We start from the raw sequence: 16,472 nt of genomic DNA, 5'->3' as shown, positions 1-16,472 counted from the left end.
AGCGCCGCCGGCGCCGGGCCCGCTCGCGTCAGCGCCCGACCGGCTCGCGCCAGTCGGCCAACAGACGAACCGTGGCCCGCTGGTGGATGCGGGCGGAGCTGCTGCCCACCCGGATCTCGAAGTCACCCGCTTCGGCCCACCAGGCGGCGCGGTCGACGTCGTAGGCGGCAAAGGCGCGCATGTCCAGCGTGAGGCGGACGGTGCGCGATTCGCCGGGCTGCAGGCTGAGCTTGGCAAAGGCCTTCAGCTCCTGCGGCGGACGGGCCAGCGTGCTGGCGGCGTCGTGCACGTAGAGCTGCACCACCTCGCTGCCCGCACGCGTGCCGGTGTTGCGCACGGTGACGCTGGCGCTCAGCACCTCGCCGGGCTGCAACACGGTGCGATCGAGCGTCAGGCCGGTCTGCTCGAAGCTCGTGTAGCCCAGGCCATGGCCGAAGGGGAACAACACGGCATGGCCGCGTGCCTCATGGTGGCGGTAGCCGATGAAGACGTCCTCGCCGTAGCGCACATGGCCGTCGACACCGGGGTATTGCGCCGGGTCGCCAAAGGCGACGGTGTCGTCCAGGCGCAGCGGCCAGGTCTGCGGCAGGCGGCCGCCGGGCGCGACCGCGCCGGTCAGCACGTCGGCGATGGCGTTGCCACATTCCTGTCCGGGATACCAGGCCTGCAGCACGGCGGGCACCGCGTCCAGCCACGGCAGCAGCAGCGGCGAGCCGCTTTGCAGCACGACGACGGTGCGCGGGTTGGCGGCAACGACGCGGGCGATCAGCTCGTTCTGGGCATGCGGCAAGGCGATGCCGGGGCGGTCCAGGCCTTCGTTGTCCCATTCGGCGTTCAGGCCGGCGAAGACGATGGCGACGTCGGCCGCGCGGGCCGCGTCGACGGCGGCGGCGATGTCGGCCTCGCCCATGAGGCGGCTGGCACCGACCCGCAGCGCGTGCACGCCGAAGCCGCCTCCCGCGACGGCGGTGCTGAACTCGACCTGCAGGTCGACCACATCGCCGGCCTTCAGTGCGCGGTGGTGCACGACCTCGTCGCAGCCGAAGGTGAAGTAGGTGTCGCCGCGTTGCCAGTTCGTCCAGGCATCGAGCACCGCCTCGCCGTTGAGCGTGGCGCGCGCCAGGCCGGTCGAGATCAGCGAGAAGGCGTGCTGGCCGTCGGCCTCGGCGACGAAGCGCAGCGTCGTGCGGGCCGAGAAGTTGTAGGGGTCGAGCCCGGCCGGCAGGCTGCCGAACCACATGATCTCGGTGTTGGGCGAGGTCTGGGTGGCGACGATCTCGCCGTCGAAGTGGTCATTGGCCCAGAACGACACCGTCATCGGCACCGGCATCAGCGGCGTGTAGCGGTGGTTGTCGGCGCCCGGCCGGTGCACGAGCTTCACGCCCGGGCAGGCGGCCTGCAAGCCGGCCAGGGGCGAGACGCGGTAGTGCGCGTTCACGTTGGCGCTGCCGCCACCCATGATCTGCGGCGTCACGGCGGCATGGCCGATCAGCGCGACGGTCTGGCCGGCCTGCGGCGCCAGCGGAAGGGCGTTGGCATCGTTCTTCAGCAGCACGGCGCCCTCGGCGCCGAGGCGGCGGATCAGCGCGCGGTGGGCCGGCAGGTCGTCGTCGCGTTCGGCCGGGATCACCGGGTCGGCGAAGCTGCCGACACGCTCGGCCAGCTGCAGCACGCGGCGGGCGCAGGCGCGGATCGCGTCGGCCGACAGGCGGCCCTCGCGCACGGCGGCGACCAGCTTGTCGCCACGCTCGCGGGCCGGGCCGGGCATCTCCAGGTCGCAGCCGGCCAGCACGCTCTGGACGGTGTCGTGGTGGGCCATCCAGTCGGTCATCACCAGGCCGTCAAAGCCCCACTCGTCACGCAGCACCTGGGTGACCAGGCGGTGGTGGTCGGCCATGAAGGTGCCGTCGACGCGGTTGTAGCCGGTCATGACGCACTGGACCTTGGCTTCCTTGACGGCACGCTCGAAAGGCAGGAGGTAGAGCTCGCGCAGCGGCCGCTCGGGGATGTCCGAGCTGACCGACATGCGCTGAAACTCGCTCTCGTTGCCGACGTAGTGCTTGATGGTCGCGGCCACGCCGGTCGACTGCAGGCCGTTGATGTAGGCCACGGCCATCTCGGAGGACAGCCACGGATCCTCCGAATGGCATTCGAAGTTGCGGCCGTTGTAGACCGTGCGCTGCAGGTTGACGGTCGGTGCCAGCAGCACCCGCGCGCCCTTCAGGCGAGCCTCGGTGCCGAGCGCGGCGCCGGCGTCGGCGATCAGCTCAGGATGCCAGGTCGCGGCCAGCGCGATGCCGACCGGGAAGCAGGCGGTGCTGGGGCCGTCCTTGAAGATGCCGCCCCGCGCGCCGTTGGGGCCGTCGGTGACCTTGACGGCGGGCACGCCCAGGCGCGGAATGGCGACGGTGGACCAGAAGTCGGCGCCGGACAGCAGGCTGGCCTGCTCGTCCAGCGTCATGGCGTCGAGCAGGGCGTCGAGGTCGATCGGTTCGGTCATGGTGGATTCGGTATCGGTGGAGTGAAGGGTGTTCTGACAGGTGTTCAGGCCGGCACGGACAGCGTCGTCCAGGCGGCGTTGGCGCGGCTGCTGGCCAGCACGGCTTCGACGAAGGCAAGGCTGCGCACGCCGTCGTCCAGGCCCGGCACCCGGGCGGGCGTGAGGCGACCGGCGCGGGCGTCGCGCAGGTCTTCGGCGAAGTCGCGGTAGAGGTTGCCGAAGGCTTCGAGGTAGCCCTCCGGATGGCCCGGTGGCGTGCGGGTCGCGGCGGCGGCGACATCGGGCAGGCTGGCCATGCCGCGTGTCAGGCGACGCGCCGGCTCGCCGGCCGGGTGCCAGGTCAGTTCGTTGGGCAGGTCCTGGTCCCAGTGGATCGCGGCCTGGGTGCCGTAGACCCGCAAGCGCAGGTGGTTCTCTTCGCCACAGGCGACCTGGCTGGCCCACAGCAGGCCGCGCGCGCCCTGGGCATAGCGCAGCTGGACCTGGACATGGTCATCGACCCGGCGGCCGGGCACGAAGGTCGTGCAGTCGGCGCTGATCTCGGCCGGACTCAGGCCGCTGACGTATTCGGCCAACTGGGCCGCATGCGTGCCGATGTCGCCGAGACAGCCGGCCGGGCCGGCCAGCGCCGGGTCGGTGCGCCAGGCGGCCTGTTTGTGTCCGTTGACATGGCCGGTGGCTTCGAGGTCGGCCGCCAGCCAGTCCTGCGCGTATTCGACCTGCACGATGCGCACGCTGCCGAGCTGGCCGGCCGCGACCATCGCGCGGGCCGCGCGGATCAGCGGGTAGGCGCTGTAGTTGTGCGTCAGCGCAAAGCGCACGCCGCGTGCGGCGGCGCGCTGGCGCAGGTCCAGCGCATCGGCCAGCGTGGTGGTCAGCGGCTTGTCGCAGATGACGTGGATGCCCGCATCGATGAAGGCGCAGGCAACCGGGTGGTGCAGGTGGTTGGGCGTGACGATGGCGACGGCCTCGATGCCATCGGGCCGCGCCGCCTCGGCACGCGCCATGTCCCGGTAGTCGCTGTAGCAGCGCGCCGCGCCGATGCCGAGTTCGGCACCGCTGGCCAAGGCCCGTGCGGCGTCCGAGGACAAGGCGCCAGCGACAAGCTCGTACTGCCCATCGAGCCGGGCCGCGATGCGGTGCACCGCGCCGATGAAGGCCCCCTGGCCCCCACCGACCATGCCCAGACGGATCGGGCGAAGCTCGCCGCGCGGATCGCTTGACTGGCTCATCGCGTGATCCTCCTCAGCCGATGCCGAGCATGCGGCGGTTGGCGGCCTCGTCGGTGCCTGCCGCCGCGAAGTCGTCGAAGGACTTCTCGGCCACGCGGATCAGGTGGTCGCGGATGAAGGGCGCGCCTTCGGCCGCGCCTTGCTCCGGGTGCTTGATGCAGCACTCCCACTCCAACACCGCCCAGCCCTTGTAGCCGTGTTGCGTGAGCTTGCTGAAGATGGCGGTGAAGTCGACCTGGCCATCGCCGAGGGAGCGGAAGCGCCCGGCGCGGTCCTTCCAGCCCTGGAAGCCGCCGTAGACGCCTTGCCGGCCGGTCGGGTTGAACTCGGCATCCTTGACGTGCACGGCCTTGATGCGCTCGTGGTAGCAATCGATGTAGGCGAGGTAGTCGAGCTGCTGCAGCACGAAGTGGCTGGGGTCGTAGAGCAGGTTGGCGCGCGGATGGTTGCCCACACGTTCGAGGAACATCTCATAGCTCGCGCCGTCGCACAGGTCCTCGCCGGGGTGGACCTCGTAGCAGACGTCGACGCCGGCCGCGTCGAAGGCATCGAGGATGGGCCGCCAGCGCCGCGCCAGCTCGTCAAAGGCGGTCTCGATCAGGCCCGCCGGCCGCTGCGGCCACGGGTAGAGGTAGGGCCAGGCCAGTGCGCCGGAGAAGGTCGCGTGCGCGCTCAGGCCCAGGCGCTGCGAGGCCTTCGCCGCCAGCTTGAGCTGCTCGACCGCCCAGGCCGTGCGCTCGGCCGGCTTGCCACGCAGCGCTTCGGGCGCAAAGCCGTCCATCGGCAGGTCATAGGCCGGGTGCACCGCCACCAGCTGGCCCTGCAGGTGGGTCGACAGCTCGGTGACCTGCAGGCCGTGTTGGGCCAGCGTGCCACGCACCTCGTCGCAATAGGTCTGGCTCTCGGCGGCCAACGCCAGGTTGAACAGCCGCGCGTCCCAGCTGGGGATCTGCACGCCGACATAGCCGAGCGAGGCGACCCAGCGGCCGATGCTGTCCAGCGAGTTGAACGGCGCGGCATCGCCGGCAAACTGGGCCAGGAAGATGCCGGGGCCGCGGATCGGGCTCAGGGCCGAATGGTTCGTGTTCATCGGGTCTCTCCTCGATGCAGGTCGTCAAGGAACAGGTCGGCGTCAGACACCCAGGTGCTCGCGCAGGCAGGCGCGGCTGCCACGCAAGGTGGCCTCGAAGTCGACCGGCTTGTCGTGCTCGAACACGAACAGGTCGACCTTGGACTTCAGCGCGGCGAACAGCGCCGGCCAGCCGACGATGCCCTGACCCAGCACCGTCCAGCCGTCTTCAGCGACCGCCGTGCCGTGCGCGGCGATGTCCTTGGCATGGACCGCCAGCAGGCGCTCGCCGTGCCGGGTGGCCCATTCGAGCGGGTCGGCACCGGCGCGGCGCACCCAGCCGAGGTCGGCTTCCCAGCCCAGTTGTGCGGGCGTGGCGGCCGAGAAGATCCAGTCCAGCGCCGGGCGGCCGTCGTAGCTCAGCAGCTCCCACTCATGGTTGTGATAGGCCACGCGCAGGTCGGGCAGCGCCGCGCGCAGCAGGTCCGACAGGCCGGCCAGGCGCTGGCCCAGCGCGACCCAGCCGGCACCCGTGGCCGGGCGTTCGCCCATCGGCAGCCACGGCATGATGATCAGGCGGCAGCCGGTCAGGCGGCAGGCCTCGATCAGGCGGGCGCGTTCGTCGGCGCTCTCCAGCAGGGCCAGTCCAACGTGCATCGACGAGAGTTTCAGCCCGTGCTGATCGAGCTTGGCGGCGAAGTCGACGGCCGACAGGCCGTGCGTGGCGACGCTCTCGACCCAGTCGAAACCGGTCTTGCGCAGCAGCGCCAACTGTTGGTCGAGGTCACCGGATTCACGGATGGAATAGATCTGGACGGAAGCCTTCATGGAACGTCTCCTGGGCTATGCGGGTGGGAATGAAGCGGGGCGTGAACGCCCGGCTCAGAACAGCTTGGTGTCCAGCGGGGCCGGACGATCGCAGGTGGTGGACAGCGTGACGGCGCCGCCCTGGTCGGCCGCCTTCAAGGTGCTCTCCATGACCTCCAGCACATGCAGGGCCAGCTCGGCGCTGCAGCGGTGCGGGCGCTGCTCGGAGATGGCGCGGATCATGTCGACCAGACCCAGGCCACGCGCATTGGCGTGGTAGGGGCGCTTGTCGGTGGCGCGTTGCCAGTCGCCGGTCTGGACGTTCCAGCGCACCTTGCCGCCGAACTTGTTCGGGTCCGGGCCGAGCAGCGTGCCGTCGTCGCCATAGAACTCGAAGGGCTCGTGGTCGTGCTTCCAGACGTCGAAGCTGCTGGTCAGCACGATCTGCGGACCGCTGGCGAAGTCGAGGTGGGCGATGACGTGGGTGGCGACGTCCACCGGCAGCTTCTGGCCTGCCCGTTCACCCAGCGGGATGGTGCGCACGGCATGGGTCTTGTGGGCGATGGCACGCACCGCCTGCACCGGGCCGAAATGGTTGACCAGGTGGGTCAGGTGGTAGACACCGACGTCGAACAGCGGGCCCGCGCCGGGCTGGTAGAAGAAGGCCGGGTTCGGGTGCCAGTGGTCCGGGCCGTGGTTCATGAAGAAGCCGTAGCCATGCCGCACCGGACCGATCGTGCCGGCGTCCAGCAGGGCCCGCACGGTCTGCGCGCCGGCACCCAGGAAGGTGTCGGGCGCGCAGCCCAGTCGCAGGCCGGCCTTGCGGGCGGTCTCGACCAGTTCCAGGCCCTGCGCGAAAGTCGCGGCCATGGGCTTCTCGGAGAACAGGTGCTTGCCGGCGCCGAGCACCTTCATGCCGATGGCGTGGTGGGCCAGCGGCGGGGTCAGGTTGAGGATGACCTGGGCCTCGCTGGCGAGCAGCTCGTCGACCGTCATCGCGACGATGCCGAACTCGGCCGCGCGGCGCTCGGCTGCCGCCATGTCGCCATCGGCCACGCCGACGAGTCGCAGCTTGCCGCTGCGCTGGGCGCGCAGGATGTTGCGCAGATAGGCCGGGAAGATGTTCCCGGTGCCAATGATGCCGAGGGTGGTGGTCATGAGGGCGGTCCGAAGGGGACGGTGGTGGGGAGACCTGGGGCAGGTCGTGAACGGGGTGTCAGGTGACGTGCAAGGACGGGGCGCGCGGCGTCAGGGCCTCACGCCGGTCGGAGGGTGAGGCCCGGCCGCCACGGTGCCGCGCCAGACCACCTCGGCGAGGTGGCCGCGCTGCACCGGCAGGCGGGCGTCGTAGCACTCGTTGAGCAGCATGCGGCAGCCATCGGCGCTGACGACGGTGATGGGCACGCGCACGGTGGTCAGCGGCGGCGAGGTGTAGCGGGCAAAGGCCGAATCGTCGTAGCCGAGCACCGAGACGTCCTCGGGCACGCGCAGCCCGGCCTGGGTCAAGCAGCTGATCGAGGCCATGGCCATGAGGTCGTTGGCGATGAAGATGGCGGTGACGCGGGCGGCGCCTGGCACCTCGCCACACAGGGCGGGCAGCAGGCGCCGGGTGGCCTGGTCGCCGGTGGCGAACATGAAGGTGCCGCCGCCCTGGTGCTCGGGCCGCACGAGGATGTCGTGGCGGGCCAGCTCGGCATAGAAGCCGCGCATGCGGGCGACGTTGTCGGGCGCATCGTCCGGGCCGGCGATGGTGGCGATCTCGCGGTGGCCCTGGCTCATCAGCGTGCGTGCGGCCAGCACGCCAGCCTGCTCGTGGTCGACCGAGAAGCAGCGGTCCTCATGGCCGGCGACCATGCGGTTGACGACGACGGTGCGGGGGCGGCGCTGCAACAGCCCGGCCAGGTCGTCATCGGTCAGGCTGTGGCTGGCGATCAGCAGGCCGTCGCAGTCGCGTTCGAGCAGGAAGTCGATGCCGTCGAGCGCCTCCTGGCGCAGCGAGCCATGGCCGCAGCCGTTGGAGGCAATCATGTGGCGGCCGGCGGCGCGCAGCACCTCGTCGACGCTGCTCAGGATGGACGAGTAGAACGCCGCATCGAAGCTCGGCACATAGACGCCGATGGCGCCGGAGCGCCGCAGCGACAGCGCCCGCGCGATGCTCGATGGCCGGTAGTCCAGCCGCTCAGCGGCGTCGCGCACCCGCAGGATGGTGTCCTCGGCGACCGATCCGTTGCCCGACAGTGCGCGGCTGGCGGTGGCCACGCCCACGCCGGCGAGCCTGGCCACGTCGCGGATGGTGCTCATGGCGTCAAGCCGCAGCCTGCAGGTCGAACAGGCTGACGACACGCAGGTCGTCGATGGGGCCTTCGACGCGGATCTCGCGCGATTCGCCGGCCAGCAGGTCGATGAAGTTGTCGGCGAAGGTGGCGCCTGGCGCATCGAGCCAGATGCCCTTGGCGGGGCGACTCGCGCTGACCGTCACAAACCCATCAGACGACTGGACAACTTCGACGTGGGGATCCCTGAGCGTGTGCCAGCGCAACGGCTCGGGCCATGACGTGGCACCCACCTCATGCCCAGCATGGTTCAGGCGCAAGCCAGCGATCAGTGGCACGTCAAGCCCGTCGCACCACCGCTTGGGTGGACTCAGTTCGGTGGTTCCGTTCGGAGCCAAGCGGACGAGTTCGTCGTGCTCACCCAAAGGCAATCCATTCAATCGCTGGATCACCCAGGTGGCCTGAACCTCAATCTCAACGTCCAGCGACGACATCGCCCAGGCGCTCACCCCGGCCGCATCGCGCCGCACCGCACAAGCCAGTGGCGCCAGCGCCCGGCGGATCACATGCCAGGCGGGCTTGCGCTGGCCGGCGCTGTCGACGATGGCCCAGCTGGAGACCGGCCAGCAGTCGTTGAGCTGCCAGACCAGCGCCCCGCCACAGGCACGAGCGCCCGGGCGCTGCCAGCGGCGCCGGAAGGCCTCGTAGGCATGGCGCATCGCCTCGGCCTGGATGAACTGGGTGGCCTGCACCTCGGCGGCCAGCGTCGTCACCGGCGGCAGGTTGTCGGCCAGGTAGACGGCCAGGCGGCGATGGCCGTCCGCGCCGACCACCGACGAGGCCTTGTTGTGCCACTGCAGCGTGCGGCTGCCCGGTCGACGCTCGGCCTCATCGGGGATCGCTGCATGCAGCACCGCCAGCGAGGGATGCGACTGCAGGCCGAACTCGCTGACAAAGCGCGCGCCGACCTCGGCATAACGCTGGTAGGGCAGCATCAGCTGGTGCCAGACCTCCCAGCTGTGACGGTCGCCGGCGGTCTTGTCCTGCGAGTTCTGCAAGCCGTCGACACCGGGCGTGTAGGGGCTGCCGGGCCAGTAGGGCCGCAGCGGGTCGAGCTCGGCGCACAGCGTGGGCAGCAGCTGTTCGTAGATGCGGCGGGCTTCGAAGCGCACCGTGTCGCTGCCGGGGCCGTGTGCGCCGACCGATTCGGCCAGCGTGTAGTCCTCGTTGTTGCCACACCAGATCGCCAGGCTGGCGCGGTGGCGCAGCCGGGTGATGGCGGCACGCGCCTCGGCCTCGACGCTGGCCAGGTAGGCGTCATGCGCCGGGTAGAGGCCGCAGGCGAACAGGAAGTCTTGCCAGACCAGCACGCCGAGTTCATCGCAGGCGTCGTAGAAGGCCTCGTCCTCGTAGATGCCGCCGCCCCAGACACGCAGCATCGTGTGGCCACCGTCGACGGCGGTCAGCACGCGGTCGCGGTAGCGCGCCGGGCTGACACGTTCGAGCAGCAGGTCGTCCGGAATCCAGTTGGCGCCGCCGCAGAAGAAGGCGCGGCCGTTGACCTCGAAGTAGAAGCTCAGGCCAGCCTCGCCAGCGACAGGCTCCTGCACCAGCCGGATGCGGCGCAGGCCGATGCGACGTTGCTCACGCCGGAGTTCGACCTCGCCGCGCCACAAGCGCGTCGTCAAGGTGTAGAGCGGCTGGCCGCCCTGCCCTGCCGGCCACCACAGGCGCGGCTGGGCGATGGCCAGACCGGCTTGGTGCGAGCCACTGGCCGGGCTGCGCTGGCGTGCCACCTCGGCACCGTCGGCATCGACCAGCACATGTTCGACCTCGATGCCATCGAGCATCCCGGCCAGTTCGAGCGCCACGTCGATGCGGGCGCGGCCCAGGTCGTCGGCCAGCCAGACGGGGCTGTGCAGCGACACCAGACGGACGTCGTCGGCCTGCAGCCGCACCGGCTTCCAGGGGCCGGCCGTCAACAGTGTCGGACCCCAGTCCCAGCCGTAGTGGTAGGGCGCCTTGCGCACATAGAGGCGGCTGCTGTCACCGTTCCAGAGCGGGCGCGTGCCCAGCCGGGCTTGCAGCATGCGGCCGTGGTTCAGGGCGCTGTCGCAGCGGATCAACAGCCGGTGCGGGCCGGGGGTGAGGTCACGGGCCGGGTCGAGGTCGACCTGCAGCGGCACGAACATGTTCTCGCTGCGGGCGATCAGCCGGCCGTCCAGCCAGACCTGCGCGATGGTGTCCAGACCGTCGAAACACAAGGCCATGTGGCGGCGGACCTCGCTGGCATCGACCTGGAAGTCGAGCCGCCAGAGCCAGTCGCGTTCGGCCACCCATTGCACCTCGGCCTCGTGGCGAGCGATGTAGGGATCGGGGATGCGGCCGGCGTCCTGCAGGTCGCGGTAGACGGTGCCGGGCACCTGCGCCGCGATCCAGCCCTCGCCGGACGCGGCCTGCGTGGCGAGATCCTGGGCGGGATCGACCTCACGCAGCTGCCAGCCCTGGTGCAGGCAACGGGCGATCGATGGGGATGCCTGGTCGTGCATGTCCGTCCTCCCAGGTCCGCGCGGGGCGGACAGTGGAACCGGTTTCGTCGGCGTTCCAAGAAAACCCCCGTCGACGTCGCCAGCGGGCGCCGTCGCGGGGGCGGGCTCCGTTCAGAGCCGGTCTTCGCTGCCCGCGTCGAACATCGACGCACGCGGCAGGTCAAAGCCGAAGTACACCGTGTCGTCGGGCTCGCCCTGCCACTGGTCGTCGACGATGGCCGACAGCGTGTTCTCGCCGACCGTGAACCAGATGATCTTCTGCGGGCCGAGCGGCTCGACCACCGAGATCGTGCCGGCGTGCGGCGTCTCCGGGCTCACCGCGTGAGCCAGGCGGACCTGCTCGGGACGCACGCCCAGCACGACATCGCCAGCCACCGCCGCCTTCTGGAAGGGGTAGGCCGACACGTCGGTGCTGAAGGCCTTGCTCTCGAAGCGCAGGCCACCGCTGGTGTTGAGCTTGCCGCGCAGCACGTTCATCGTCGGCGAGCCGAGGAAGCCGGCCACGAACAGGTTGACCGGGCGGCTGTAGATCTCGTCGGGCGCGCCGATCTGCTGGATCACGCCGGCCTTCATCACCGCGATGCGGTCGGCCAGCGTCATGGCCTCGACCTGGTCGTGGGTCACGTAGATCATGGTCGCGTCGAGCGTGCGGTGCAGCTGCTTCAACTCGCGGCGCAGCTCGGCGCGCAGCTTGGCGTCGAGGTTGGACAGCGGCTCGTCGAACAGGTAGACCTTGGCATCGCGCACCACCGCACGGCCGATCGCCACGCGCTGACGCTGACCGCCCGAGAGCTGGGCCGGACGGCGCTTGAGCAGCGGCGTGAGGTGCAGCATCTCGGCGGCCTTGTTGACGCGGCGCTCGATCTCGTCCTTGGGGATGCCGGCCACGCGCGGACCGAAAGACATGTTCTTCTCGACGTTCATCGTCGGGTAGAGCGCGTAGGACTGGAACACCATGCCGATCTCGCGGTCCTTCGGGTCGGCCCAGGTGACGTCGCGGTCGCCGATGCGGATGCTGCCCTCGGCAACCTCGTTGAAGCCGGCGATGGTGTGCAGCAGCGTGGACTTGCCGCAGCCCGAAGGCCCGAGCAGGACCAGGAACTCGCCGTGCGCGATGTCCAGGTTCATGCCCTTGAGGATGGTGTTGCCCCCGAGCACGATGTCGAGGTTGTCGATGGTGACGCTGGCCATGATGTGTAGGTGCTAGAGGTTTGGAGGGTTCAGCCTTTGACCGCGCCTGCGGCGATGCCGCGCACGAACCAGCGACCGGAGAAGAAGTACACCGCCAGCGGCACCAGCGAGGTCAGGATGGTGGCGGCCATGTCGATGTTGTAGCGACGCTCGCCCAGGGTCGTGTTGACCAGGTTGTTGAGCTGCACCGTCATCGGGTAGTTGTCCTTGCCGGCAAAGATCAGGCCGAACATGAAGTCGTTCCAGATGCCGGTCACTTGCAGGATCACCGCGACGATCAGCATCGGCGTGGCCATGGGCAGCATCAGCTGGAAGAAGATGCGCCAGAAGCCGCCGCCGTCGATGCGCGCGGCCTTGAACAGCTCCTGCGGCACGGCGACGTAGTAGTTGCGGAACAGGATGGTCAGCACCGGCATGCCGAAGATGCAGTGCGTCAGCACGATGGCCCAGTAGGTGTTGTAGAAGCCGCCCATGCGGAACCACGTCACCAGCGGGAAGATCATGATCTGGAAGGGCACGAAGGCACCCAGCAGGATGATCCCGAACAGCAGGTCACCCCACTTGTTGCGCCAGAAACTCAACGCGTAGCCGTTGAGCGCGCCCAGCAGCACCGAGATGAGGGTGGCCGGCACGACGATGCGCACCGAGTTCCAGAAGCCGCCCTGGATGCCCTCGCAGGCGATCGAGATGCAGGCAGTCGACCAGGCCTCGACCCAGTTGCCGAACTGCGGGATGGCCGGCCAGCCGAACAGCATGGCCTGGCGCACCTCGTCCGTGGTCTTCAGCGACGTGATCAGCATCACGTAGAGCGGCAGCAGGAAGAAGGCCGAGACGCTGATCAGGAAGGCGTAGATGCCGATGCGCGCCGGCGTGAACAGCGGCTTGCGCGGCCGCTGGGCCACCGCCGGCTTGGCGGCGGGGGACGACAGGTTCTGATGGGTGGTCATGGGGAACCCTTTCAATGGCCGGCGTTCTGGCGAGCCTCGACCCGCGAGCGCCAGTACAGCAGCGGTGCCAGCACCGAGAACACGGTCAGCAGCAGCACCACCGAGGCGGCCGAGGCCAGGCCGATGTTGTTGCGTCCAAAGAGGTGGTCGATGATGAATTTCGCCGGCACCTCGCTGGCATCACCGGGGCCGCCGCTGGTCATGATCAGCACGATGTCATAGGTGCGCACCAGCGCCACGGCCAGCAGCACCAGCGCGGTCGCATAGGCCGGGCCGAGCTGGGGCAGCACGACGTTGAAGTAATAGCGCGGCTTGGAGACACCGTCCAGGCGGGCGGCCTTCCACTGCTCTTCATCGACGCCACGCAGCGCCGCGAGGATGATCGCCATGGTGGTGCCACTGCCCTGCCACACCATGGCCAGGCCGATGGCGTAGATCGCGGTCTCGGGTCTCACCGTCCAGTCCAGCCGGAAGCTCTCGAAGCCCAGGCCGACGACCACGTTCTGCAGGCCCATGGTCGGGTTGAACAGCCACTGCCAGATCAGGCCGGTGACCACGAAGCTCATCGCGTAGGGGTAGAGGAAGATGGTGCGGAACCAGCTCTCGGCCTTGACCTGCTGGTCGATGAAGATCGCCATCAGGGTGCCCAGCACGATCACCGCGACGATGTAGACAAACACCAGCACGCCCATGTTCTGCACGGCCGCCGTCCAGCGGTCGGTCTCCCACAGGCGGGTGTACTGGGCCATGCCGACGAAGTCGGATGACGTGAACATCTTCGACGAGGTGAAGGAGATGCGGATGCTCCACAGCACCGAGCCGACATAGGCCAGCAGGGCCGTGATCGCCATCGGCAGCAGGGCCATGTGCACGGCCAGGTTCAACCGTCGGGGTCGCTTGTTCGCCGCCATCGTTGGGCACTCCATCGGCAACACGATGTCCGCAGGCTGGCCCGCTTGGGCGCCTGAGGGCAGAAATCGGGGAAGAGAAAGAGGACGGCGCGCACGCGGCGCGCCGTCCGGTGCGACGGACCGGTTCGTGGGCTGGGCGAGACGCCCAGCCTCAAACGATCCGCCGCGCAGCGCCTCAGCGCTTCACAGCGACCTGCATGGCCTTCAGCGCGTCGTCAACCGACTGGTCAGAGTTCCAGAACTTGCTGATGGCATCGTTCATCGCGCCGTTGGCGTCCGGCGACATCAGCTGGTCCTGGCTTTCCAGCAGACGGCGCTCCTTCAGCGCCTTCACGCCGATGGCTGCGCAGGCGTCGACCTTGGTCAGGTCCACGTCGGTGCGGATGGGGATGGAGCCCTTCTTGTTGTTGAAGGCGACCTGGCCGTCCTTCGAATACATCATGGCTGCCAGCTTGGCCTGAGCTTCCTTCACGCCAGGCTTGTCGCTCTTCGGGAAGACGAACACGTCGCCGCCGATGATGTAAGGCGTGTTCGGGCCGGCCACCAGGGCGCAACCGAAGTCCTTGCCCTGCACCTTGCCGGCGTTGATGAACTCGCCCTTGGCCCAGTCACCCATGTACTGGAAAGCAGCCTTGCCTTCGATGACCATGCCGGTGGCCAGGTTCCAGTCGCGGCCCGGCGAGCCGGCGTCGACATAGCCCTTGAGCTTGCGGAAGTCTTCCAGCGTCTTGCGGAATTCCTTGCTCGACAGGTCCTTGTCCTTGAAGACCTTCAGCCACAGGTCCTTGCCGCCGTTGGCCAGCAGCACGTCCTGGAACAGGATGGCTTCCTGCCAGCCTTGACCACCCAGGGCCAGCGGCACGACGCCAGGCAACTTGGCCTTGACCTGGTCCATCGCAGCCATGACTTCGGCCAGGTTCTGCGGATCCTTGGTCACGCCAGCCTTGGCCAGCACAGCCTTGTTGGACCACACCCAGTGCGGCATGTGCAGGTTCACCGGCACGGCGTAGTAGCTGCCGTTGACCTTGATCGAGGTCTTGATCGACTCGGGCAGCGCGGCGTCCCAGTTTTCCTTCTTGGCCAGGTCGTCCAGGTTGTTCAGCAGGCCGGCCGTGATCGCTTCGCGATACTGGTTCGAGTAGTTGAACTGGGCCGCCGTCGGGGCGTCGCCACCCTGCATGCGGTTGATGATCACGGTGCGGGCAGCGCCACCGCCGCCACCGGCGACGGGGTTGTCCTGCCAGGAACCGCCCATCTTGTTGTACATGTTGGCGAATTCCTTGATCGCGGCAGCTTCGCCACCGGAGGTCCACCAGTGGATGACCTCGGCCTTCTGCGCCTGAGCGGCGCCGACCATGGCAAAGCCCGCGATGAGCGCGGCGACAAGTTGAGTGGGTCGAACGATCATGGAGTCTCCTGTTGGATGGGAACGGAACTGCGGGATGCAGGTTTGCAGATTTGCAGGACGTGCAGCGGTGGGGTCGTGGCCCCGTTGAGCCTGCCGCTGCGTCAGGCGGGGAAAACCGGTGTCTGGATCAGCCTGGCGCTCAGCCCTCGCGGCGTCGGTGCAGGAAGTCCCGGAAGTGCCGGGCGCTGTCCTTGAGGGTGCGGACCTGGGTCGTGTAGTCGACGTGCACCAGACCGAAGCGGCGCTCGTAGCCAAAGGCCCATTCGAAGTTGTCCATCAGCGACCAGACGTAGTAGCCACGCACATCGACACCGGCGCGGATGGCGCGGTCGATGGCCTCGAAGTGGCGACGCAGGTAGGCGGTGCGCTGGACATCGTGGACACGCGGGCCATCGGCCTCGATGACCACCTGGTCGTCGCTGGCCATGCCGTTTTCGGTGATGTGGATGGGCGGCAGGTTGGCGTAGCGGGCCTTGAAGCCGACCAGCAGCTCGTCCAGCCCTTGCGGATGCACTTCCCAGCCCATCTGCGTGCGCTCGATGCCAGGCCGCTCAACCATGTCAAAGCCGCCGCGGCCATCGGCCTTCACGGTGCTGCGGAAGTAGTAGTTGATGCCCAGGAAGTCGATCGGGCGCGAGATCACCGCCAGGTCGCCGTCGTGCATGACCGGCGCACTGCCCGGCCACAGGCGGTCGAACAGCTCTTGCGGATAGCTGCCTTGCAGCAGCGGCTGCAGCACCCAGTCGTTGTGCTGCATCTCGAACAGCCTGACCGCATCGAGGTCCTCGGCCGAGCCGCTCGTGCCGCCGCCCGGGCCTTCGCCGGGCGTGCCGCCACGGCCGATGTTGGCGACGATGCCGCGCTGGGCGCCGGGGTCGTTGGCTTCGAGGTGCGCCAGCGCGAGGCCATGGCCCAGCAGCAGGTGATGCATCGCCTGGGTCGCCAGCTTCGGGTCGGACAGGCCCGGCGCGTGGTGGCCATTGCCATAGCCCAGGAAGGCCGAGCACCACGGCTCGTTGAGGGTCGCCCACGCATGGACCTTGCCCGCCAGGCGGCGGCTCATCAGGTCGGCGTAGTCGGCGAAGCGGTAGGCGGTGTCGCGGTTGAGCCAGCCACCAGCGTCTTCCAGATGCTGCGGCAGGTCCCAGTGGTAGAGCGTGACCATGGCCTTGACGCCGCGCGCCGCCATGCCGTCGAGCAGGCGCACGTAGAAGGCGATGCCGGCCTCGTTGGGCGTGCCGTCGGCATGCATGACACGCGGCCAGGCGATCGACAGGCGGTAGGCGTCAACACCGAGATCGGCGATCAGGTCGAGGTCCGCGTCGGCGCGCCGGTAGTGGTCGCAGCCGGGCTCGCCGGTGTCGCCACCGAGGACCTTGCCGGGCGTCGCGCAGAACGTGTCCCAGATGCTGGGCAGGCGGCCATCGGCCTGGGTCGAACCTTCGATCTGGAACGAGGCCGTGGCCACGCCCCAGGTGAAACCGGGCTGCGACATCACGGAGTCGGCAGGCGGCGCGATCGGGTTCGGAACAGCGGGCGAAGTCACGTCGGGTCGGTCTCGGGCTGTGTCGGGGGCCGGAAGTGA

At 69.0% G+C, this 16,472-nt stretch carries 12 protein-coding genes; all 12 read right to left on the bottom strand.

The genetic code is table 11. From position 1 onward, the window contains the following. Positions 1-28 precede the first annotated feature (28 nt). Positions 29-2,500, bottom strand: a complete 2,472-nt coding sequence (locus EV685_RS16720; RefSeq protein ID WP_130483173.1) for a beta-glucosidase — start codon at positions 2,498-2,500, stop codon at positions 29-31. A 44-nt stretch (positions 2,501-2,544) separates the two neighbouring features. After that, entirely contained in the window at positions 2,545-3,732 is a 1,188-nt protein-coding gene (locus EV685_RS16715) for a Gfo/Idh/MocA family protein (protein ID WP_242615632.1), read from the bottom strand. A gap of 13 nt (positions 3,733-3,745) precedes the next feature. Continuing rightward, positions 3,746-4,801 (bottom strand): sugar phosphate isomerase/epimerase family protein, encoded by a 1,056-nt coding sequence (locus tag EV685_RS16710; RefSeq protein WP_130483390.1) that lies wholly within the window; start codon positions 4,799-4,801, stop codon positions 3,746-3,748. A gap of 63 nt (positions 4,802-4,864) precedes the next feature. Continuing rightward, the gene (locus tag EV685_RS16705; protein WP_130483172.1) at positions 4,865-5,629 is read right to left on the bottom strand and encodes a sugar phosphate isomerase/epimerase family protein; all 765 of its coding nucleotides are present in this window, start codon (positions 5,627-5,629) and stop codon (positions 4,865-4,867) included. Positions 5,630-5,683: 54 nt separating this feature from the next. Next, positions 5,684-6,766, bottom strand: a complete 1,083-nt coding sequence (locus tag EV685_RS16700) for a Gfo/Idh/MocA family protein (protein ID WP_130483171.1) — start codon at positions 6,764-6,766, stop codon at positions 5,684-5,686. Between the two features lie 90 nt (positions 6,767-6,856). Further along, positions 6,857-7,909: a LacI family DNA-binding transcriptional regulator gene (locus EV685_RS16695; RefSeq protein WP_130483170.1), complete on the bottom strand. Its 1,053-nt coding sequence runs from the start codon at positions 7,907-7,909 to the stop codon at positions 6,857-6,859. 4 nt (positions 7,910-7,913) lie between these two features. Continuing rightward, positions 7,914-10,430: a beta-mannosidase gene (locus tag EV685_RS16690; RefSeq protein ID WP_130483169.1), complete on the bottom strand. Its 2,517-nt coding sequence runs from the start codon at positions 10,428-10,430 to the stop codon at positions 7,914-7,916. A gap of 111 nt (positions 10,431-10,541) precedes the next feature. After that, the gene (locus tag EV685_RS16685; RefSeq protein ID WP_130483168.1) at positions 10,542-11,621 is read right to left on the bottom strand and encodes an ABC transporter ATP-binding protein; all 1,080 of its coding nucleotides are present in this window, start codon (positions 11,619-11,621) and stop codon (positions 10,542-10,544) included. A gap of 29 nt (positions 11,622-11,650) precedes the next feature. Beyond that, positions 11,651-12,568, bottom strand: a complete 918-nt coding sequence (locus tag EV685_RS16680; RefSeq protein ID WP_130483167.1) for a carbohydrate ABC transporter permease — start codon at positions 12,566-12,568, stop codon at positions 11,651-11,653. Between the two features lie 11 nt (positions 12,569-12,579). Beyond that, a complete protein-coding gene (locus EV685_RS16675) occupies positions 12,580-13,479 on the bottom strand; it encodes a carbohydrate ABC transporter permease (RefSeq protein WP_130483166.1) in 900 nt (299 codons plus the stop codon). 175 nt (positions 13,480-13,654) lie between these two features. Next, positions 13,655-14,887, bottom strand: coding sequence for an ABC transporter substrate-binding protein (locus tag EV685_RS16670; RefSeq protein ID WP_130483165.1), 1,233 nt, complete (start codon positions 14,885-14,887; stop codon positions 13,655-13,657). Positions 14,888-15,026: 139 nt separating this feature from the next. Beyond that, positions 15,027-16,382 carry a GH1 family beta-glucosidase gene (locus EV685_RS16665; protein ID WP_130483164.1) on the bottom strand — a complete coding sequence of 452 codons (1,356 nt, stop codon included), beginning with the start codon at positions 16,380-16,382 and terminating at the stop codon, positions 15,027-15,029. Positions 16,383-16,472: the final 90 nt, after the last annotated feature.

Source organism: Sphaerotilus mobilis, assembly GCF_004216565.1.
Taxonomy (GTDB): Bacteria; Pseudomonadota; Gammaproteobacteria; order Burkholderiales; family Burkholderiaceae_C; genus Sphaerotilus; species Sphaerotilus mobilis.
This window is presented reverse-complemented; position numbering and strand designations above follow the sequence as displayed.